At 43.9% G+C, this 21,750-nt stretch carries 19 protein-coding genes; 15 read left to right on the forward strand and 4 right to left on the reverse strand.

Annotated features, from left to right (window positions below):
- The first annotated feature begins 61 nt into the window (after positions 1-61).
- Positions 62-949: a DNA-processing protein DprA gene (gene dprA, locus OCV57_RS10480; RefSeq protein ID WP_267301505.1), complete on the forward strand. Its 888-nt coding sequence runs from the start codon at positions 62-64 to the stop codon at positions 947-949.
- 46 nt (positions 950-995) lie between these two features.
- Here the strand turns inward: dprA and OCV57_RS10485 are convergent, their stop codons facing one another.
- Complete coding sequence (locus OCV57_RS10485; RefSeq protein ID WP_117856280.1) at positions 996-2,288, reverse strand: adenylosuccinate synthase; 1,293 nt, start codon at positions 2,286-2,288, stop codon at positions 996-998.
- A gap of 272 nt (positions 2,289-2,560) precedes the next feature.
- Here OCV57_RS10485 and OCV57_RS10490 point away from each other — a divergent pair, with 272 nt between their 5' ends.
- From OCV57_RS10490 to OCV57_RS10560, 14 genes are all read left to right on the forward strand, one after another.
- A complete protein-coding gene (locus OCV57_RS10490; protein ID WP_267301506.1) occupies positions 2,561-3,679 on the forward strand; it encodes a hypothetical protein in 1,119 nt (372 codons plus the stop codon).
- Positions 3,680-3,947: 268 nt separating this feature from the next.
- Positions 3,948-4,616, forward strand: a complete 669-nt coding sequence (locus OCV57_RS10495) for a ClpP family protease (protein ID WP_081856029.1) — start codon at positions 3,948-3,950, stop codon at positions 4,614-4,616.
- The gene (locus OCV57_RS10500; protein ID WP_256321493.1) at positions 4,588-4,722 is read left to right on the forward strand and encodes a hypothetical protein; all 135 of its coding nucleotides are present in this window, start codon (positions 4,588-4,590) and stop codon (positions 4,720-4,722) included. Before OCV57_RS10495 ends, OCV57_RS10500 begins: the two co-directional genes overlap by 29 nt.
- 27 nt (positions 4,723-4,749) lie before the next feature.
- A complete protein-coding gene (locus tag OCV57_RS10505; protein WP_117856282.1) occupies positions 4,750-5,616 on the forward strand; it encodes an undecaprenyl-diphosphate phosphatase in 867 nt (288 codons plus the stop codon).
- 135 nt (positions 5,617-5,751) lie between these two features.
- Positions 5,752-8,343 carry an FtsK/SpoIIIE family DNA translocase gene (locus tag OCV57_RS10510; protein WP_267301507.1) on the forward strand — a complete coding sequence of 864 codons (2,592 nt, stop codon included), beginning with the start codon at positions 5,752-5,754 and terminating at the stop codon, positions 8,341-8,343.
- A gap of 20 nt (positions 8,344-8,363) precedes the next feature.
- A complete protein-coding gene (locus OCV57_RS10515; protein WP_117897480.1) occupies positions 8,364-9,305 on the forward strand; it encodes a ComEC/Rec2 family competence protein in 942 nt (313 codons plus the stop codon).
- A 1-nt stretch (position 9,306) separates the two neighbouring features.
- A complete protein-coding gene (locus OCV57_RS10520; protein WP_117957848.1) occupies positions 9,307-9,522 on the forward strand; it encodes a DUF3006 domain-containing protein in 216 nt (71 codons plus the stop codon).
- Between the two features lie 26 nt (positions 9,523-9,548).
- Positions 9,549-10,421 (forward strand): MurR/RpiR family transcriptional regulator, encoded by an 873-nt coding sequence (locus OCV57_RS10525; protein WP_022287306.1) that lies wholly within the window; start codon positions 9,549-9,551, stop codon positions 10,419-10,421.
- Positions 10,418-11,653: a BaiN/RdsA family NAD(P)/FAD-dependent oxidoreductase gene (locus tag OCV57_RS10530; RefSeq protein ID WP_195551457.1), complete on the forward strand. Its 1,236-nt coding sequence runs from the start codon at positions 10,418-10,420 to the stop codon at positions 11,651-11,653. Before OCV57_RS10525 ends, OCV57_RS10530 begins: the two co-directional genes overlap by 4 nt.
- Before the next feature lie 12 nt (positions 11,654-11,665).
- A complete protein-coding gene (gene cmk, locus OCV57_RS14305) occupies positions 11,666-12,997 on the forward strand; it encodes a (d)CMP kinase (RefSeq protein WP_046441017.1) in 1,332 nt (443 codons plus the stop codon).
- Positions 12,998-14,956, forward strand: a complete 1,959-nt coding sequence (locus OCV57_RS10545) for a bifunctional 4-hydroxy-3-methylbut-2-enyl diphosphate reductase/30S ribosomal protein S1 (RefSeq protein WP_022287303.1) — start codon at positions 12,998-13,000, stop codon at positions 14,954-14,956. It begins immediately after the preceding gene.
- 179 nt (positions 14,957-15,135) lie between these two features.
- Positions 15,136-17,358: a transglycosylase domain-containing protein gene (locus OCV57_RS10550; RefSeq protein WP_117923864.1), complete on the forward strand. Its 2,223-nt coding sequence runs from the start codon at positions 15,136-15,138 to the stop codon at positions 17,356-17,358.
- Between the two features lie 49 nt (positions 17,359-17,407).
- The gene (locus tag OCV57_RS10555; RefSeq protein WP_118053882.1) at positions 17,408-18,526 is read left to right on the forward strand and encodes a THUMP domain-containing class I SAM-dependent RNA methyltransferase; all 1,119 of its coding nucleotides are present in this window, start codon (positions 17,408-17,410) and stop codon (positions 18,524-18,526) included.
- A gap of 14 nt (positions 18,527-18,540) precedes the next feature.
- Entirely contained in the window at positions 18,541-19,200 is a 660-nt protein-coding gene (locus OCV57_RS10560) for an HAD family hydrolase (protein WP_267301512.1), read from the forward strand.
- A 423-nt stretch (positions 19,201-19,623) separates the two neighbouring features.
- On the opposite strand, the gene OCV57_RS10565 is transcribed toward OCV57_RS10560, so the two are convergent.
- The 3 genes from OCV57_RS10565 to rpsB form a co-directional block, all read right to left on the reverse strand.
- On the reverse strand, positions 19,624-19,824 hold the full coding sequence (locus OCV57_RS10565; RefSeq protein WP_267301513.1) for a hypothetical protein: 201 nt from the start codon (positions 19,822-19,824) through the stop codon (positions 19,624-19,626).
- A gap of 114 nt (positions 19,825-19,938) precedes the next feature.
- Positions 19,939-20,859 (reverse strand): translation elongation factor Ts, encoded by a 921-nt coding sequence (tsf, locus tag OCV57_RS10570; RefSeq protein WP_022287299.1) that lies wholly within the window; start codon positions 20,857-20,859, stop codon positions 19,939-19,941.
- Positions 20,860-20,934: 75 nt separating this feature from the next.
- Positions 20,935-21,678 (reverse strand): 30S ribosomal protein S2, encoded by a 744-nt coding sequence (rpsB, locus tag OCV57_RS10575; RefSeq protein ID WP_038671579.1) that lies wholly within the window; start codon positions 21,676-21,678, stop codon positions 20,935-20,937.
- Positions 21,679-21,750: the final 72 nt, after the last annotated feature.

The raw sequence follows: 21,750 nt of genomic DNA on the forward strand, positions 1-21,750 counted from the left end.
TAACAATAAAATATGATACAATAAGATTAAAAGAAATCTGACAACTGGAGGTGCGGGAAAAATGCTTGAAAATACAGATAGAAAGCTGTTGTGGCTGTGGCTCGATGTTGCGTTCGGACCTGCGGACAAGCGTTTGTGGGACGTTATGTCATATTATGACAGCGTTGAAGAAATGTGCGATGATCTATTGTCACTGCGCTGTGGATATGTTACTCAGCAGGAGGCTGAAAAGATATCCTGCTGTACGTTCTTTCAGGCGAAACAGGTGGCTGAATACTGCGAGAAAAAGGGTATATACATCCTCACCCCTGACGATCCTCTTTATCCTGAACGGTTGAAACAGATAGAATGTCCACCTGCTGTGCTTTTCTGCCGTGGCGATGTAAGCTGTCTGTCTATTGAAAAGAGCGTTGCCATTATCGGCACTAGAGAACCAAGCGATTATTCTGTAGCCGTGGCGGAGGAGTTTTCAAGCTTTCTTGCAGAACGTGGGGTTAATATCATAAGCGGATTTGCTATGGGTATCGACACTGCCGCACACCGCAGTGCGATGCGTGCAGGTGGAAGCACTGTAGCTGTTATGGGCTGTGGGCTAGAATATGATTATCCTCGTGGCAGGACGGGCTTCAAGCGTGAGATAGCAACACATGGGGTAGCCATATCGGAATTTTTCCCGCAGGCAAGACCTGTTCCTGAGAATTTTCGTATAAGAAACCGCATTGTTTCGGCACTTTCACATTGCGTTCTTGTGGTTGAAGCAGGAATACGCAGCGGCACCCTGAATACTGTAAATCATGCTTTATCCCAGAATAAAGACGTTTTTGTTATACCGCCTCATGACATTTTCAGCGAGAAATACGCAGGACAGTGTGCGCTTCTCCGTGACGGAGCAATAGAAGTCTATTCACCGAAAGATATCCTCTATCTCCTTAACAAGGCAAAAATATAGAAAAAAGGCTGCGACTTTTTGCCGCAGCCTTTTGTGATATCTGAAATTACTTTGAAAGTGGGCTTTCTCTGTAGATGATGTCCTCTCTCTTTGGTCCGTTTGAAACCATTGTGATAGGGAAGCCGATATGCTTTTCAACGAAGTCGATATACTTCTTGCAGTTTTCAGGAAGATCTTCATACTTCTTGATTCCCCTGATGTCTGACTTCCAGCCGTCGAGAACTTCAAAAACAGGCTTTGCCTTTTCAAGCTTTCCTGTTGTAGGGAAGTCTGTTGTTACCTCACCATCTATCTCATAGCCTACGCATACAGGTATCTTGTCAAGATAGCCCAGAACGTCAACTACTGTGAAAGCAACGTCTGTTGTGCCCTGGATACGGCAGCCATACTTAGTTGCAACGCAGTCGAACCAACCCATTCTTCTAGGTCTGCCTGTTGTTGCACCGAACTCTCCACCGTCGCCGCCTCTCCTTCTCAGCTCGTCAGCCTCGTCACCGAATATCTCAGAAACGAATGCGCCTGCGCCTACTGCGGAAGAATAAGCCTTAACAACAGTTACGATAGTCTTTATCTCATAAGGAGGTATACCTGCACCGATAGCACCGTATGCTGCCAGTGTAGATGAAGATGTTACCATTGGATAGATACCGTGGTCAGGATCCTTCAGTGAGCCAAGCTGACCCTCAAGAAGAACGTTCTTGCCCTCTTTGATAGCGTTCCAAAGGAATGCAGATACGTCGCAAACGTATGGTGCTACCATTTCCTTGTATTCCATAAGAGTATTGAAAAGCTCGTCAGCGTCGATAGGAGGCTTATGATAAAGGTGTTCAAGAAGAATGTTCTTCGTTTCAAGAACTCTCTTGATCTTTGTCTTGAGGGCTTCCTCATCAAACAGCTCCTGTACCTGGAAACCTATCTTTGCATATTTATCAGAATAGAAAGGTGCGATACCCGATTTTGTTGAGCCGAAGCTTGCCTTTCCGAGTCTTTCTTCTTCGTACTGATCGAACAAAACGTGATATGGCATTACCATCTGCGCTCTGTCGGAAATAAGTATCTTAGGCATTGGAACGCCTTCGGAAGTTACCTTTTTAAGCTCATTGAAAAATACAGGGATATTAAGTGCAACACCGTTGCCGATAATATTTGTTGTGTGATCATAGAATACGCCGGAAGGCAAAGTGTGCAAAGCGAACTTTCCGTAGTGATTTACAATAGTATGTCCTGCGTTAGCACCGCCCTGAAATCTTACTACTATATCAGACTTTTCAGCAAGCATATCGGTAAGCTTGCCCTTACCCTCGTCGCCCCAGTTTGCGCCGACAATCGCTCTAACCATTTAATTTTATCCTCCTTGCCATAAAACAGCAAAATTAGTAGCAGATATTTATCAATGTCAACACTGCCACTAGGATATTATAGCACAAAACATTCTATATGTAAAGGCACTTTTAAACATTTAACACTTTTATAACATTTAGCGTATTACCATACTGCTATGATAAAGAATAAAAAGTTTTAATATATCTTGCAAAAATCAGATTTGTGTATTATAATATAGTGTAACGGCTCGTGCTGTGAGATAACAAAATAAAATACGAGGGGATAACGATGACAAAAAGAAAACAATGTGCGGCTCTTGCGCTTGCATTGACGCTGACAATTTCTATGTTCGGCTGTGAAAAAGACAAAGAAACAACACAGTCGTCTGCGGTGTCGCAGATAAAGACAAGCGACTCAGCTCAACCAAGCAATGTGAAGGTCAAGGAATACAAATTTCCGGAGTTTCTGAATAAAATAAAAAGCCTTGACGAGCTTTCACGAAAGCTTTATACAAGCTTTGACAGCACTCAGTATGTTGCCGAGGTTGAGGAGCAGCCTTTTGAGGAATATAAATGTGAAAAGCTTCTTGCGGATCTTTTCTTCACTTATCGTGACGGCAGAGCAGTGGGACTTCTTGACAAGTCGGGAAACGTTGTGCTTGAAGCTGATGAGTACACTGAAATAACTGTGGTGAGCAATGGTATTCTACAGCTTTCTTATGATAAGGAGCGCAACGCTCCTATGCAGTATATGAAATATGACAGCGACGGAAATTTAAGTGACTATAAGCATAAGAAATTCTCCGCTGACAGCCTTTATACATATGAGTCGCAGGCTGATGACAGCGGCACGGACGCTGTTTATTCACTTATGATTCCTGACGGTAAAAATGTTGTGTCATCAGACGGCTCGGATAAGTGGGATTCTGTTGAGAAGATATCAGCCGACAGCATAGATACAAATAAGGCGTACAAAGGCTTTTATAAGCTCACAAAGAATGGCGGCATATACTATGCTTGCTTTGATGACTTTTATAATTATGATATCTACGAGGGCGCATATGCAAAGGTTTGTGTGAAAGTAGGCGGAGAATACGGAGAATGCTATCTTGCCGATCATGATGATTACAACGAGCTTGTGAAAATGATAGACAGCTTCGGCAACGCTTCATACAGGACGGCGCCGTCTAAAGATCCGGGACTTGATTTTATACAGATAACTCTAGGACTTAAAGAGAACACCAAAACAGAGATAACTATTTCTTCTGACGGCTATTGCCTGACGGACACCATAGAAGCTGCTGAGGGTGAGGCTGTGAACAAGTATTTCTCCTATCTTGACAAGGAAGATTTCGCGGATCTTATACTTTGGTGTGAACAGGTGCTTGCTGAGGAGTATCAAAAATAGATTTAAACTTTTTATAAATAATTTGCAGGATAGCGTAAATTTCCTGCAAAATTGTTTTTTTTAGCCCTTGCAAGTTGTTGACATTAGGTAGAACTTGTGCTATTATATTAAAGGTGTGGCGGTTTTCCTGCATATTTTCAATGAACACTGCAAATACTTCTCTTGTGACGAAAGTTACTAATGAAGAACGGGAGGTATCTGAGTGTCTGAACAAGAAGAAAATGTAGAGAGCGAAAAGCTTGCTGAGGATATAAGGCAGATAAAGGAAATGGGTTCTGTCACATTGCCAGATGCAAAGCACGTTATACACTGCCTGAACATTATCGGTCAGGTGGAGGGACATTATATTTTGCCTGCACAAAACAAGACCACCAAGTATGAGCATATCATACCTGCCCTTGTTGCTATCGAGCAGGATAGAAGCATCGAGGGACTTGTGATAATCCTCAACACTGTGGGCGGAGATGTGGAAGCAGGACTTGCCATTGCAGAGCTTATTGCTAGTATGAAAACGCCTACTGTGTCAATGGTTGTGGGCGGAGGTCACTCCATAGGCGTGCCGTTGGCGGTGTGTGCGAAAAAGTCATTTATAGTGCCAAGCGCCACAATGACTATACACCCTGTTAGAATGAACGGGCTTGTGCTGGGAGTACCTCAGACGCTTTCTTATTTTGATAAAATGCAGGAAAGGATAGTTCGCTTTGTGTGCGATAATTCAGCCATAAAGCCTGAGCGTTTCCGTGAGCTTATGATGTCAACGGGCGAGCTTGTAATGGACGTTGGTTCTGTTATCGACGGGGAGCAGGCTGTAAAAGAGGGGCTTATCGACAGGCTCGGAGGGCTTTCCGAGGCGATAGACTGCCTTTATGATATGATAGAAAACAGTTCTGAAAAGGAGAAAGCTGAAAATGTTTCAGACAATAATCGACCTTTATGACGTATTCAGGACTGACGTAGATATCGGAGAAGAGTTTGAGGGTGATGATACTGCTGTGGACACAGACCCGGCACATTATCTCAGCCGTGACGGCTTTTATCTCTGACAAACAACAAAATTTCGGAGGACAGCAATGGGTATCATCAATGCGATTTTTCAGGCTATAATTCAGGGCTTGACGGAGTTTCTTCCAGTTTCAAGTTCAGGACATCTTTCACTGTATCAGCATTTTACAGGAAACAGCGGAGAGGGAGCTTTGTTTTTCTCGGCGATACTTCACCTTGGCACGCTGGTAGCAGTATTTGTGGCTTTCAGGAAGACAATATGGGATATGATAAAAGAGCTTGGCGTTATGATAAAGGATATTTTTACGGGCAAGTTCACTCTTAAAAATATGAATCCTCCACGGCGTATGATAGTTATGATAATAGTTTCCTGCTTCTGCCTTGTACCGTTCCTGCCATTTAAGGGCTGGTTTGAGGGCATTGCAGAGGATTCAAGCATTTTTGCAGAGGGTCTTTGTTTCCTTTATACATCGGCAATACTTTTTATGTCAGACCGCTGTGTAAAGGGTAAAAAGACTCAGGGCAATATAGCTTATAAGGACGCAATAACGGTCGGACTTTTTCAGGGAGTTGCACTGTTGCCTGGCGTTTCAAGATCAGGCTCGACTATCTCAGCAGGACTTTTCTCAGGCATGACCAGAGAAACATCGGTAAAGTATTCTTTCATTCTGGGCATACCTGTTATACTTATGAGCTGTCTGCTTGAAGTCAAGGATGCAGTTTCAACACATGCTGATATAGATTGGGTTAGCTGTGCAGTTGGATTTGTAGTTGCCGCATTTGTGGGACTTTGTGCTATCAAGCTTGTAAACTGGCTCGTTAAAACGGATAAATTCAAGGTGTTTGCTTATTATACCCTTGTGCTTGGCGTCATAGTCCTTGTTATCTCATTTATCGAGATGTGCATGGGTCACCCTATATCCTTTGCAAAGTAATGACATAAGATAATACAGTTTCTGTGAAAAAGCTTGAAATTCTGTTTTCAGGCTTTTTTGTGGGTTATAAAGGCAAATAACATTTTGCCTTTATTTGCTTAAATAAGACAAATACCGAAAGGAATGGTAAAATAAATGGCAGCTCAAAAGAAAGGCTCAAAGCCTGCGCCAAAGCAGACAGCGGCAAAGAAAAAGCCCGCACAAAAGCCTGCGCAAGCTGCAAAAAAGAATACAAAACAGCAAAAGCCTCAGAGCAAGCCGCCACAGTCAAATTCCATGACAGCAGTGAGAGAAAGAGAGAACAGACGCTTCTGGTCTTACATACTTTTCTTTTTTGGCATACTTGAATTGCTTATCACGTTCGTGGAGGGGGACGGCTTGTGGAAATGGCTCCATGAGCTGAACCGAGGACTTTTCGGCGTGACAGTATTTCTGTTTGCACCTATGATCATCTATGTTGCCCTTATGATAGCTTCAGATGTGACACACAACAAGGTCATAGCGAAGGTGGTGGAGGGAAGCGTTCTTATGCTTCTTATAAGCGGCATGGCTCAGATAATCCAAGTGGGCTCTGTGGACGGAAGTTCGTTCTGGCTCAAACTTGTGGGGCTTTTCAATGATGGAAAACAGCTCCGTGGCGGCGGACTTGCAAGCGCATTGCTTGGCTGGCCTTTGCTTTCGCTTTTCAAAAGAGTTGGCGCAGGTATCGTTATCGTGCTTGTGGCGTTCACTTTTATAATGCTGCTTACAAATGTTACGCTTCCGCAGCTTCTCAAAGCGATTTCAAAGCCTTTTGTAAAGAGCTATGAAGCGGTGAACGAGGAGCGTATCGAGCGTGCGGCTCAGCCTCCGAAGCCTCCAAGAGAGAAGAAAGAACCTAAGCGTAACGGCAGAGTGGATATTGCAAAGTTCTATCCTGATGATGGCCCTGACACTGCGGCGGAAGCCTTTGTGCCTGTTGCAGAGGCGGAAGAAGCTACCGACAAGGTGGACGCTTCAAAGATAGATATGCCGGTCCACCCTGTGAAAGCTCCTGTGATAACACATGAAAAGCTTGAAGAAACGGCTAAGACTACCGATAATGAGGAGCTTAAAAAGATAATAGAAAACGCCATAGGCGACAGCAGAGAAGAAAAGAAGTCCAAGGATGAGCCTGTTAAGCCACCAGTAGTGAATGTTGATAAGAACGGTCAGACAACGTTCTTTGAGAAAGATAATAAAATATCTGCTTACGTTTATCCGCCTGTGGATATACTCAAATATGCTAATAATCCTGTGGCTTCCGAGATAGTCCAGCAGGAGATACAAGAGAAATCTGCGAAGCTTGTGGAAACGCTTGAAACATATGGCGCTAAAACAAGGATCGTGGGCATACACAGAGGTCCGTCTGTTACAAGATATGAGCTTCAGCCTGCAGCAGGCGTAAGAGTGTCGAAGATAACGGGTCTTGCAGACGATATCGCACTTAACCTCGCGGCAATGAGCGTTCGTATCGAAGCTCCTGTGCCGGGCAAGGCGTGCATAGGCATAGAAGTGCCGAACGATCATAGAGATACGGTTTCTCTCCGTGAGCTTATCGACAGCGAGGAATACAGAAAGGCAAAGGGCAAGCTTACCTTTGCAGTGGGCAAGGATATCGAGGGTAATATCATTATCGGCGATATCGCCAAAATGCCGCATATGCTCGTTGCAGGTACAACAGGTTCAGGTAAATCTGTTTTTACAAACTCTATCATACTTTCTATACTTTACCATGCGTCCCCTGACGAAGTAAAGCTTATACTTATCGACCCTAAGAAAGTCGAGTTTCCTATTTATAATAAGATACCTCATTTGCTTATCCCTGTTGTTACCGAGCCTTTAAAGGCGGCTGGTGCGCTTGGCTGGGCGGTAAATGAAATGAACAAGCGTTATCTTATGTTCGAGGCGAACAATGTAAAGAACTTGCAGGAGTTTAACGACATGGTTCTTGAAGAACGCAATAAGCCTGCCGAGGAGCAGGACGAAGTCCGTGCAAAGATCGACCTGCTGCCGCAGATAGTTATTGTGGTCGATGAGTTCGCCGATCTTATGATGGCTGCGAGAAGCGAGGTAGAGGACTCAGTTTTAAGACTTGCACAGCTCGCTCGTGCGGCAGGAATACATATGATAATCGCAACACAGTCCCCTAGAGCGGACGTGTTGACAGGACTTATCAAGTCAAATATCCCATCGAGAGTTTCTCTTAGTGTATCCAGCAATGTTGACTCACGAGTTATACTTGATGAAAGCGGTGCAGAGAAGCTTCTTGGAAATGGTGACCTGCTTTATAAGCCTGTTGGCGTTAAAAAGCCTATAAGAATGCAGAGCGGCTATGCAGCGACTTCTGAGATAAGAGAGGTTGTAAACTTCCTCAAGAACGAGCATACCGCAGAATACAGTGATGAAGTTATCGCAGAGGTGGAGGAGAATACTCCACAGCCTAAGGACAGCGGTTCGGCAGGCAGCGATAATGTTTCCGTAAATCCTGATGATGACCTTGTAAATCAGGCAATATCCATAATCGTGCAGACAAATAACGCTTCCACTGCGTTCTTGCAAAGAAAGCTAAAGCTCGGTTTCCCTAGAGCCGCCCGTATCATGGACGAGATAGAGGAAATGGGCATAATAGGACCACAGGAAGGCTCTAAGGCACGAAAGATAAACATAACAAAAGAAGAATGGGCTGAAATGCAGGCAAGAAGATAGCTCAGGCGGAAAGGGATAACATGGCAGGCAGATCTGCGAAAAAGAAAAATTCGACAGCACCGCTTAAAAAGGCGGTAACGCTCATAGCGGTTTTTGTGGTGCTGCTTTTTACAGTGCTTGACCTGACAGGGTTAGTTTCTTTCGACAGCTTGCTTATCAAGGCAGGCGTTGAGGACAAGCCGGCGGAACACGCTCAGACAGAGGTGCATTTTATCGACGTTGGTCAGGGCGACAGCACCCTTGTGATATCACAAGGCGAGGCTATGCTCATTGACAGCGGCGATAAAGATGACAGTAATAAAATAGAAAAATATCTTGAAAAGCAGGGAGTGACAGAGTTAAAATATCTCATTGCCACCCACCCTCACGCTGACCATATTGGTGAAATGAGCGAGATAATAGACCAGTTTCAGGTGGATAAATTCATTATGCCGAAAGTTAAGGCTGATATGACGCCCACCACAACGATATATGAGAAAATGCTCAAAAGCATAAAGGCAAAGGGCTTGAAGATAACACAGGCAAAGCCTATGGAATTTGAGCTTGGAAGCTGTAAGGTGGAGCTTTTCACACCAAAAAAGGATTATGATGATCTTAATAACTATTCCACCCTTGTGAAGATAACAGACGGTGAGAACAGCTTTCTTATCACGGGGGATTGCGAGACCACTGAAGAGAAAGATATACTTTCTCAGGGTTATGATGTTTCCGCAAAGGTGCTTAAAGCAGGTCATCATGGCAGTTCCACTTCTTCGGGGGTCGATTTTCTTAACAAGGTCATGCCGAGATATGCTGTTATATCCTGCGGCAAGGGCAACAAGTATGGTCACCCACACGAGGAAACTGTCACAAGGCTGAAAAAATATGCTTCCCATTTGTATGTCACTGCAGATGTGGGAACGATAGTTTTCAGCTCAGATGGCGAGGGTCTGAGCGTTTCTGCTGAAAAGGGTGAAAAGTGATATGGAAGAGATTCTTATAGTTGACAGGATAGAAAACGGCTATGCCGTGTGCGAAACTGAGCAGGGTGAAAAAAAGGATATACCGCTTTCTGAAACAAAAGACGTTCATGAGGGTTACGTGCTTATTTTAAAGGACGGCGTTTATATCCCAGATAAGGACAAAACAGAAGCAAGAAGAAAAAGGATACTCGCCCTACAGGAGGATCTGTGGGCTTAAATATATGCTGAAAGGTATAGATAGAAATGGAAAAAGATTTATTTACGCTTATCAATGAAAAGCTTTCAGGCTTATCAAAGGGACACAAGCTTATTGCGAATTACATTCTCTCCCATTATGACAAAGCGGCTTTTATGACGGCTCAGAAGCTTGGAAAAACCGTGGGCGTCAGCGAATCAACGGTGGTAAGATTTGCCTCGGAGCTTGGCTATGACGGCTATCCTGCCCTTCAAAAAGGCTTGCAGGAGCTTATGAGAAACAAGCTTACAACTGTTCAGAGAATAGAGGTCACTTCCGACCTTATGAGCAGTGACAACGTGCTTGAAAGGGTACTCAACCTCGACATCGACAAGATAAGGCGTACTTTGGAGGAAACCTCAAAGGAGGACTTTAACAATGCCGTTGACACTATCGTATCCTGCAATACCCTTTACATAATGGGTACGAGAAGTGCAGCTTCTATCGCTTCGTTCCTTGCTTATTATCTTGGACTTATTTTCCCACATGTAAAGCTTGTTCAGAGTACGACTACTTCCGAGCTTTTTGAAAAGATAATGAGAATAGACGAAAAGGACGCCATGATAGGCATATCTTTCCCGAGGTATTCAAAGCAGACTGTCAAGGCTTTGAAGTATGCAAAGAGCAACGGTGCGAACGTTATAGCTATAACAGACTCAAAGGCTTCGCCTATCGCAAAGTATGCAGACAGCCTGCTTCTTGCAAGAAGCGATATGGCTTCGTTCGTTGACTCTCTCGTTGCACCGCTGAGCCTTATAAATGCACTTATCGTTGCGGTATCCATAAGAAATATCGACAGAGTGTCCCAGACCTTTGAACGTCTTGAAAAGGTATGGGCTGAGTATGATGTTTACGCAAAAAGCGAGGAAGATACACAGTGAGAAGATTTGACGCAGTTATAGCAGGCGCAGGTGCGGCAGGAATGTTCTGCGCAGTTCAGCTTGGCTGGCGTGGAAAGAGCGTTGCTGTTATCGAGCATAGCGGCTGTCAGGGCAGAAAACTCATGATAACAGGAAAGGGCAGGTGTAACGTCACAAACAACTGTACCGCTGACACTGTTATGAAAAATATCCCACGCAACAGCAAGTTCATGTATTCAGCACTGAGCAGATTTTCTCCAGAGGACGTTATGAGCTTTTTTGAGTGCCTTGGGGTGGAGCTTAAAACTGAGCGTGGCAACAGAGTTTTCCCTGTGAGCGACAACGCAAAGGATATCGTAAAAGCACTTGTGAAAGCCTGCGAGGACAGTGGTGTGCAGTTTATCGACGATGAGGTAAAAGAGCTTATCATAAAGGACGGCAGAGCAGAGGGTTTTAAATGCGAGCATGGGGATTATTACGCAGACAGCGTTATCGTTGCAACTGGCGGAAAGTCCTATCCACGGACAGGCTCAACAGGCGACGGCTATAGGCTTGCGAAGTCTGTGGGGCATAAGGTCACGGCAATAACTCCGTCACTTTGCCCTGTAGTCACTTATGAGCGTGAGGAATGTGCTTCTGCAATGGGGCTTTCCCTTAGAAACTGCACCTTGACGCTTCGTGAAGAGGACAGAGATAAACCACTTTTCCACGAGCTTGGGGAAATGCTTTTCACACACTTTGGTCTGAGCGGACCTCTTGTACTTTCGGCTTCGGCTCACCTTGGTGATATGAACAAGTCAAGGTATTATATGGATATCGACCTTAAACCTGCACTGAGCCATGAACAGCTTGACAGCAGGATACTTCGTGATTTCGGTGATTTTCCAAACAGGGATTTTCAGAATTCACTGGGCAAACTGCTGCCTTCAAAGATAATACCACTTATAATAAAAAGGTGCGGCATCGACCCTGAGAAAAAGGTCAATCAGATAACCCGTGAGGAGCGTGAAAGGCTTGTTTCCACAGTGAAAAAGCTAACGTTCACGGTGAAGTGTATGCGCCCTGTAGAGGAAGCTATCATCACCCGTGGAGGAGTTGATGTTTCGCAGATAGACCCACGGTCAATGGAGTCAAAGCTGTGTAAAGGACTTTACTTTATCGGTGAGGTGCTTGACGTTGACGCTTATACAGGGGGCTTTAATTTGCAGATAGCGTTTTCCACGGCGTATAGCTGTGCGGATAAAATAGGATAAGGAGATTTTAATATGGGAATAAACGTGGCTCTCGACGGACCTTCCGGAGCAGGAAAGTCCACTATCGCAAAGGCGGTAGCGAAAAAGCTTGAATATGTATATGTAGACACAGGTGCGATGTACCGCTCTATAGCTTATTATGTTATAAGCAAGGGTGCAGACCTTTCAGACCCTGAGCAGATAAAACCCCTTCTTGGTGAGATATCCATAAAGCTTTGCTACACAGAAGCAGGGCAGAGAGTAATGCTCAATGACGAGGACGTTTCAGACAAAATAAGAACGCCTGAGATATCCATGGGTGCGTCAAAGGTGTCTGCTATACCTGAGGTAAGAGAATTTCTGCTTGAACTTCAGAAGAATATCGCAAAAGAAAACAACATCATCATGGATGGCAGAGATATCGGTACTGTGGTTTTGCCAAACGCTGACGTGAAGATATTTCTCACAGCCGCTCCAGAGGCAAGAGCAGAAAGACGTTTCAAGGAGCTTCAGGAAAAGGGCGACAAGTCTACATATGACGAGGTATTGCAGGATATAATCCAGCGTGACTATAACGATACACACAGAGAGATAGCACCGCTGAAAAAGGCTGATGATGCTGTTGAGGTGGACTCTACTGAGTTGACTCTTGAAGAGTCTGTTGAGGCTATCTACAAGGTAATAACCGACAAGACTAAAAAAAAAGAGCGTAAGATAAAAGAGATAATGCCGGTGAGACCTGTGAAAAAAGAACACAGGCTTGGTCATTTCCATATGTTTTGGTACACAGTGCTGAGATATATCGTTATCGGACTTTATCATCTGTATTTTAACATCACTTTCGAGGGTACGGAAAATATCCCAAAGGACGGTGGGAATATATTCGCATCAAATCACAGAAGCTATCAGGACCCTGTTTTTATCGCACTGCCAACAAGAGTGCCGCTTTCTTATATGGCTAAGGAGGAGCTTTTTCATCAGAATGTGTTCTTCACCCTGCTTATAAAAGCGTTCGGAGCATTCCCTGTTACAAGAGGAAAGGGCGACACTCAGGTCATAGATACATCTATAGAGAAGCTTGAAAAGGGAAGAAACCTTGTTATATTCCCCGAGGGAACACGTTCAAAGGACGGCAAGGTAGGAAAGGGCAAAACAGGCGTTGCATTGGTGGCGGCTGTGGCTCAGGTGCCTGTGGTCCCTGTTGGTATCAATTTCGAGGGCAAGCTCAAATTCAGAAAGCGTGTAGTTGTAAGATTTGGCAAGCCTATAGTGCCTGGCGAGATAGGCGTTACAGCCACCGACCCTCATTCTCTTAGGACTATCAAGAACGAGATCATGAAAAATATCACGGAGTTGGTACATTAAATGTTAACAAAGTGTAAAATTTGCGTTGCAAAGACCGCAGGTTTCTGTTTTGGTGTAGACAGAGCCGTAAAAATAGTGTATAATGAATTAGATAACCGAAATAATGTTGTAACGTTAGGCCCAATCATTCACAATCCAAACGTAGTTTCTGACCTTGAAGCAAAAGGAGTTTACTCCACCGATGTGGATAAGGTCACGAAAGACCAGACAGTTGTTATCAGATCCCACGGCGTTGGACTGGACGTGTATGAAAAGCTTGCAAAGGTAGGTGCGGAAGTAATTGACGCTACCTGTCCCTTTGTGGCAAGGATACACAAGATAGCAGCCGAAAAATCGGGCGAGGGATACGTTATTCTTATCGCAGGTGATGAGGCTCACCCGGAAATAATGGGTATAAGAGGTCATTGCAGCGGAGAGAGTTATGTGTTCAGTTCATGTGACGATTTTGAAAATTTGGTGAAAGAGAAAGATTTTTCGTCAAAAAAGGTTGCAATTCTGGCTCAGACAACGTATAATAAGAATATGTGGAGAAAGTGCGAAGAGCTTTTTGAGAGGTATCTGCCTGAAGCTGTGGTGTATAACACCATATGCAGTGCCACTTCTGAAAGACAGAAGGAGGCGGCGGAGCTTGCGAAGGCTGCCGACATAATGATAATAGTCGGAGGGCTGCACAGCTCCAATACTCACAAGCTTAAAGCCATATGCGATGAATATTGCAAATGTTGGCTTGTGGAGGACGCCGAAGGACTGAGGGCATGTGATATTGACTTATCAGGTGCAAAATTTATCGGGATTTCTGCTGGTGCATCGACGCCGGCTTATATAATCAAGGAGGTACAACAGACCATGAGTGAAATGTTGAACAATGTTGACGAAGAATTTAATTTTGAGGAGGAACTGGAAAAGACTCTGAAAAAAATACATACGGGAATGAAGGTTGAGGGCGTTGTCACCGATATCAATAACGGTGAAGTAGCCGTAGATATCGGAACAAAGCACACAGGCTATATTCCTGCATCTGAACTTACAGATGATCCTACTAAGAAGCCAGAGGATATCGTAAAGGTAGGCGACAAGATCGATCTGATCGTTCTTAAGACAAATGACCAGGAGGGTATCGTTACACTTTCTAAGAAGAAGGTTGACGCAGTTCTTGGTTTCCAGAAGATAGTTGAGGCTAAGGAGGCTGACGCTACACTTACAGGTACAGTTACAAACGTTGTTAAGGGCGGCGTACTCGTATCAGCTAACGGTGTTAAGGTATTTATCCCTGCTTCACAGGCAGCTCCAAGAAGAGATTTCGATCTTAACGATCTGCTCAAGCAGTCAGTAAGCTTCAAGATCCTTGAGGTAAACGAGGCTAAGCAGAGAGCAGTTGGTTCTATCCGTGCAGTAGCAAGAGAGGAAAGAGCAGCAGCTCAGGCTAAGTTCTTTGAGACAGCTCAGATCGGTTCTGAGGTAGAGGGTACAGTTAAGTCTATCACAGATTACGGCGTATTCGTAGATCTCGGTGGTGTTGACGGCCTTATCAGAAGAATGGATCTTTCTTGGAACAGGATCAAGCACCCTTCAGACGTTGTTTCTGTTGGCGATAAGATCACTGTTACTATCAAGGATATCGACAGCGAAACAAAGAAGGTTTCATTGACATATAAGAAGGCTTCTGAGAATCCATGGGAGATCTTCAAGGCTAACTATGAGGTAGGTCAGGTAGTTAAGGCTACTGTTGTTTCTATCACAAGCTTTGGTGCTTTTGCACAGATCATTGACGGTATTGACGGTCTTATCCATATCTCTCAGATCGCTAACCAGAGAGTAAACAATGTTGCAGATATCCTTTCTGTAGGTCAGGTAGTTGATTGCCAGATCACAGAGATTGATCTCGACAAGAAAAGGATCAGCCTGTCTATGAGAGCTTTGCTTCCTGCTGATGACGAGGCTTCTGAGGACGCTGAATAAGCAATAAAATTCATGGGGGCGAGTGATCGCCCTCGTTTTTTATTTTCAATGAAATAACGGCAGCTTTGTTCTGTCAAAAAATCCTTAGAAAAAACTAAAGATTTACCGAAAAGACTTAACTTTTTGATTCGTATGTGGTATAATAATATCAGATCAAATAAAGACGAAAGGTTAAATTTATGGATGAAATAAAAAACACGGCAGTGAAAAAACGCAAAAAGAAAAGATCCACTAATCCTGCTGTCAGAGTTCTCAAAATATTAGGCACAGCTTTGCTGTCGATATTCCTGATACTCATTATCACCTGTTCTATATTTGCAACAGTTCTGACTATTTACGTCCTTAACTTTGCAGATACCACAACAACTATCAGCCTGGACAAGACGGAAACAAGCAACATTTCGAGATTTTTGTCTGTCAACCCTGACTATGATGAAGATGATGAGGATTCACAGGAGTATGACCTTTATTATGCTCTGAAAAACAGCAATAAGCACGTTGTATGGGCTGATCTTGAGGATATCCCTCAGTATGTTCAGGATGCTTTTGTGTACACCGAGGACGAGAGATTTTATTCTCATGACGGCGTTGACTTCAAGAGAACGTTCGCTTCATTTGTCAATGTATTCATACCGATATACGGCGGCAGACAGATAGGTGGTTCGACTATCACTCAGCAGACTATCAAGAACATCACGGGTGATGACTCCAGAGATTCTATCCATGGTATCGAGCGTAAGATACGAGAGATCTTCCGTTCTATCAACGTGGAAAAGACCTACACAAAGGAAGATATCCTCCAAAGCTATCTTAACCTTGTGCCACTGACAACTCAGGAGTATGATATCATCGGAGTTCAGGCTGCTGCAAACTTCTATTTTGGCAAGGACGTAAAGGATCTTAACCTTGCTGAGGCAGCTTCACTTGCGGGTATGACAAGCTGGCCTGCTGCAAACAACCCATATGATAATATGAAAAACAACAAGCTCAGACAGAAGTATACGCTGGATCATATGCTCGATAACGGTGCAATTTCTGAGCAGGAATATAACGAAGCCCTCAACTATGAGCTTAAAATAACAGGTGATATAACATATACAAGCTCAACTATCTATGAGGACGAAACAAAAGATCAGGGTCCGACATCTTATTTCATGGACGCTGCTATCAATCAGACTATACAGATAATCGCTGATTATTATGGCATTTCATGGGAGGACGCTTCCGCAAGACTTTATGACGGCGGATTTACTGCATATACCACTGTTGACAGAAGTATGCAGAAGAAGGTGGAAAAGGAAATGCAAAAGCAAAGCAATTTCACCACCTATGAAATGAACAAAAAGGACGATACTCTATGGTCAGGCTTTATCGCCATGGACTATCAGGGCAATGTTAAGGCTATCGTTGGCGGACGTGATAAGAAAGAGGAGTCGAGAGTTTATAATATTGCTACTGATGCCAAACGTTCACCAGGTTCTTGTATCAAGCCTATTGCGTCATACGCTCCAGCGCTGGATCAGGACCTTATGACATGGTCAACGCTGTTCACTGATGAGCCTATCACTATTAAGGTAAAGGGCAAGGACAAAAAGTGGCCTGTAAACTATTCTGAAACAGGCGACAGTGCAAACTGGTCTTATCAGCAGCTTACAACTGTGGAAATGCTCACAAGGTCGCTTAATACGCTTCCTGCACAGCTTATCAAAAAAATGACACCTGCTTATTCCTATAACTTCCTTAAGGAAAAGCTTGACATCACTACGCTTGCAGACTCCGACGCTGACTATTCACCAGTAACTGTCGGCGGTCTTACAAATGGTACTAAGCTTGAGGAGCTTGTAGGCGCTTATATGATATTCGGCAATGGCGGTAAGAAGTATGATGTTACCTACGTTTCAAAGGTAGAGGACGCTGACGGAAACGCTATCTATGAAAAGAGCGACGGATACAAGCAGGCTATCAGCGAGTCTACTGCTTACGTTATGAACAGAATGATGCAGAATGTTATAACTCAGCAGGACGGTACTGGTAGATATGCTAAGCTAAACAATACTGACCTTGTCGGTAAGACAGGTACTTCATCTGACTGGTTTGACCTCTCTTTTGTAGGCTGTACTCCTGACTACGTTTCAGGTATCTGGATAGGTTATGAAAACCCTGCCACTATCCCTACGAACGAGTATCAGAATATCGGTGCGATTTGGAAGAACGTTTTTGGTGATATCGCTGAGAATGAGAAGCATAAGTCATTTGACAAGACTTTCAAAATGCCTGATACAGTTGAAAAGCTCACCTACTGCACAAAGACAGGTAAGCTTGCGTCAAATTCATGCTATAGCACGGCAACTGGATATTACAAGAAGTCCAACGAGCCTGAGTATTGTAGCGGAAATCATTAAAATTAAAGCCTCCATAACTCTATGGAGGCTTTTTTGAAAGGAAATCATTATGGAAAATAAACTGCGAATGTGCGTTCCATGCCATTTCGGGCTTGAAAGCGTGCTTGCATATGAGATAAAAAAGATAGGCGGTGAAAATCTTACCACAACTGACGGCAAGATAAGCTTTGAAGGTGGCTTTGACGTGCTTGCAAAGGCAAATCTTTGGATCGCCACAGGAGAGCGTGTACTTATCGAGCTTGGCAGCTTTAGAACAGAAAGCTTTGAACAGCTTTTTGACGGTGTTATGAATCTTCCGCTGGAGAATTTTATCGGCAGGGAAGACGCTTTCCCTGTTAAGGGTCATGCCCTTAATTCAAAGCTTCATTCTATCCCTGATTGTCAGAAGATAATCAAAAAAGCCTGCGTTAAAAGACTTGAAAAAGCCTATGGCATAAGCTATTTTGAGGAAACTGCAGCGAAACATCAGATACAGTTTGCTATCCATAAGGACATTGCGACTATCTATCTTGATACATCAGGTGTAGGACTTCACAAGCGTGGCTACAGAAGAAATTCCAACGACGCACCTATCAAGGAAACACTTGCCGCAGGTATAGTTGACCTTGCAAGAGTTCGTGCGGACTCAGTTGTGGTGGATCCTATGTGTGGTTCAGGTACATTTCTTATTGAGTCGGCATACAAGGCACTGAAAGTTGCACCTGGTCTGAGAAGAAATTTTGCGGCAGAGCAGTGGTCACAGATACCTGAAACAGCGTGGCGCAATGCAAGAGCCGAGGCTATGGACGCTATCGACAGGCAGGGTGCATTCAAGGCATTTGGCTTTGATGTTGATGATATAGCGGTTGAGCTAACAAGAAACAACGCTAAAAAGGCAGGAGTAGGCTCAAAGCTTACAGTAAAACAGCAGGATATCTCAAAATACAGCCAGATAGAGGGTTCGATAACAATTGTCAATCCCCCATATGGCGAGCGTATGCTTGAAATAAAGGAAGCCGAGGAGCTTTATAAGAAAATGGGACAAAGACTTTGCCCGTCAAAGGAGAACCCATGCTATATAATCTCCCCACATGAGGAGTTTGAGGTGTTTTTCGGCAAAAAGGCTGACAAAAAGCGCAAGCTTTACAACGGCATGATAAAATGTAATCTGTATATGTATTTCAAGTGAGGTGCGTGGTGGGTTTGAAATTATCAGAACTTGACGGAATCGTATTCGATATGGACGGCGTTATTTTCGACAGCGAAGTAATAGGTCTTGAAAGCTGGGAGCGCCTTGGAAAGAAATATGGTCTGACCAACGTTCACGAAAATGCTATGAAGTGCATTGGCAGAAGCACTGTTGATACAATGGCTATCCTAGAAGCCGCATATGGTGACAAAGTATCAATACCCGAACTTTATGACGAAGCAAAAGCCATTTGTGCAGATATTATCGCTGAGCGTGGTTTGCCTCTGAAAAGCGGAGCAAGGGAGTTGCTTTCTTATCTTAAAGAGCGTGATATAAAGGTAGGACTTGCTTCATCAACGTCTTACAAAGGGGTTATCAAAAATCTAAAGGGAGCAGGTCTGCTTGATTATTTCCATGTGATTATTGGCGGAGATATGATAAAACATTCAAAGCCACAGCCTGAGATATATTTACTTGCCTGTGAAAAGCTGGGAGTAAGGCATGAGAAAACTGTTGCTGTAGAGGACTCTTACAATGGCATAAAGGCGGCTTACAATGCGAAGATGATACCAATAATGGTGCCAGATCTTATTGCACCGACAGATGAGATATTGTCAATGGTGTACAAGAAAATGGACAGTTTGGACGCTGTCCTTGAATATTTTAAAGCATAAACAAAACCCCTCGGCTTATAACCGAGGGGCTTTGTTTTGAGTATGATGAAATAAATGCAATGTACCCGTCAAATCCTCCGCACCCTACTCTAAAAAACAGACCATGCAAGGGATTTCCATCCCAGCAGGAGCGAATTGACTTTTCTTTGGCAAACGCTTACGAAAAGAAACACCCACTCAGTTACAAAACTGAGTGGGCTTTTCGTTTCGCTTTTACTTGACAAAATAGACTTTTCTTTGGCAAACCCTCACGAAAAGAAACACCGCCAATAATCTCACAAGTAACGGTGTTTCTTTTCACTAAATCTTTGGGAGAAACCGCTTAGCCAATAGGCTTATGCAGTACCCTTTTGTCATTTTTATTATATCACAATGCTAATAAAAAGTCAAGAGCTATAAGTTCAGAGGATGCCGCTTCTTATCTTATTTCTCATCCCAGTACAGTTTCATATAGTTTTCAGCCTCGTCGTCATTAATGTTCAGACGTTGCTTCAACCTTGCTTTGGTTTCTTCATATGTGTAGTTGATATCCTTAGCAAAGCAAATTATTTCTTTTGCCCTGCCTTTAATAAAACCACGTGCCTCACCACGGGCTTCATCCTCTTTTCTGTATCTGTCACTCAAATCACACATTACTTCAATGACGCAGTATAATAAAACTTGACAAGTTACAATCAAAAGCCCATAAAAAAAGTCCCTCGGCTCACCACCGAGGGATTTTCATTTATGTCAGAAAGATTACTTTGTCATTGCTGCAACTTCGTCAGCGAAGTTCTCTTCCTTCTTCTCTACGCCTTCGCCTCTCTCGAAACGAACGTACTCAACAACGTCGATCTTGCCGCCAAGCTTCTTAGCTACAGACTCAACGTACTTGCCAACAGATACCTTATCATCCTTAACGAATGCCTGCTCAAGGAGGCAGTTCTCAGAATAGTATTTGCCGATCTTACCGTCGATGATCTTGTGCTTAACCTGCTCAGGCTTGTTAGCCATCTTAGGATCTTCAGCCATCTGAGCCAGCATGATCTCTCTCTCCTTGTCAAGAGCGTCAGCAGGAACAGCCTCTCTGTTCAGGTATGCAGGATTCATAGCTGCAACCTGAAGTGCACAGTCCTTACCAGCAGCAAGGAGTTCAGCATTGTCAGCTGCGATATCAGAATCAAGCTTTACCATAACGCCAATGCTGCCTGCACCGTGAACGTAAGGAACAAGAATGCCTTCCATTCTCTTGAATCTTCTGATTACCATGTTCTCTCTGATCTTGATGAACAGATCCTGAAGTGTCTCTTCAACTGTCTTGTCACCACCGCTGATCTTTGTTGCCTTAAGTGCGTCAACGTCAGCAGGGTTTGTCTCGATTACTGTATCAGCAACTGCTGCAACGAAAGCCTTGAACTCATCATTGTTAGCAGCAAAGTCTGTTTCGATGTTTACTTCAAGAACGCAGCCTACGTTGCCCTTAACTACAGCTGTGCAGATACCCTCTGCTGCAACTCTGCCGCTCTTCTTAGCCTGTGTAGCAAGTCCCTTTTCACGGAGAAGTGTTACTGCCTTTTCCATATCGCCGTCAGCTTCTACAAGAGCCTTCTTGCAGTCCATCATGCCAACGCCTGTTGCTGTCATAAGTTCTTTGATCTCTGCTACGGATACCTTACCCATTATTATTCCTCCTAGTGTTTTATATCGAAATAGGCAGACAAATATACTATAAATGCCTGCCTGAAATTTCAGCTCTTATTCAGCAGCCTCGTCAGCTTCTTCCACCTTATCTGCCTCTTCAGCGGACTCAGCGTCCTCACCCTGTCTGCCTTCGATTATAGCGTTAGCCATGCAACCAGCGATAAGCTTAACTGCTCTGATAGCGTCATCGTTACCTGGGATAACATAATCAACATCGTCAGGATCGCAGTTTGTGTCAACGATAGCTACTACAGGTATGCCAAGCTTCTTAGCCTCTGCTACAGCGATCTTTTCCTTTCTTGGGTCAACAACGAAAAGTGCGCCCGGAAGCTTCTTCATGTTCTTGATACCGCCCATGAACTTTTCAAGCTTTTCTATCTCAAGCTTCAGCTTAACAACTTCCTTCTTAGGGAGAAGGTCGAATGTGCCGTCCTCTTCCATTGTGTGGAGCTGCTCAAGTCTCTTGATTCTCTGCTGGATCGTCTTGTAGTTTGTCATCATACCGCCGAGCCATCTTGCATTTACATAATGTGCATTAGCTCTCAGTGCCTCTTCCTTGATAGAATCTCCAGCCTGCTTCTTTGTACCTACGAAAAGTACCTCTTCGCCATTAGCTGAGATGTCACGGATAAACATATAAGCTTCTTCAAGCTTCTTAACGGTCTTCTGAAGATCGATGATGTAAATTCCGTTTCTTTCTGTGAAAATGTATGGAGCCATTTTAGGGTTCCATCTTCTTGTCTGGTGACCAAAGTGTACACCAGCTTCAAGAAGCTGCTTCATTGATACTACTCCCATTGTAGTAACCTCCTGTTTGGTTTTAGATTTCTGCTTATGCAGATGTTTTTATCCTCCGAACGGCTTTACTTG

Origin of the sequence: Hominimerdicola aceti, from assembly GCF_025567495.1 — a bacterium.
Lineage (GTDB): Bacteria > Bacillota > Clostridia > Oscillospirales > Ruminococcaceae > Hominimerdicola > Hominimerdicola aceti.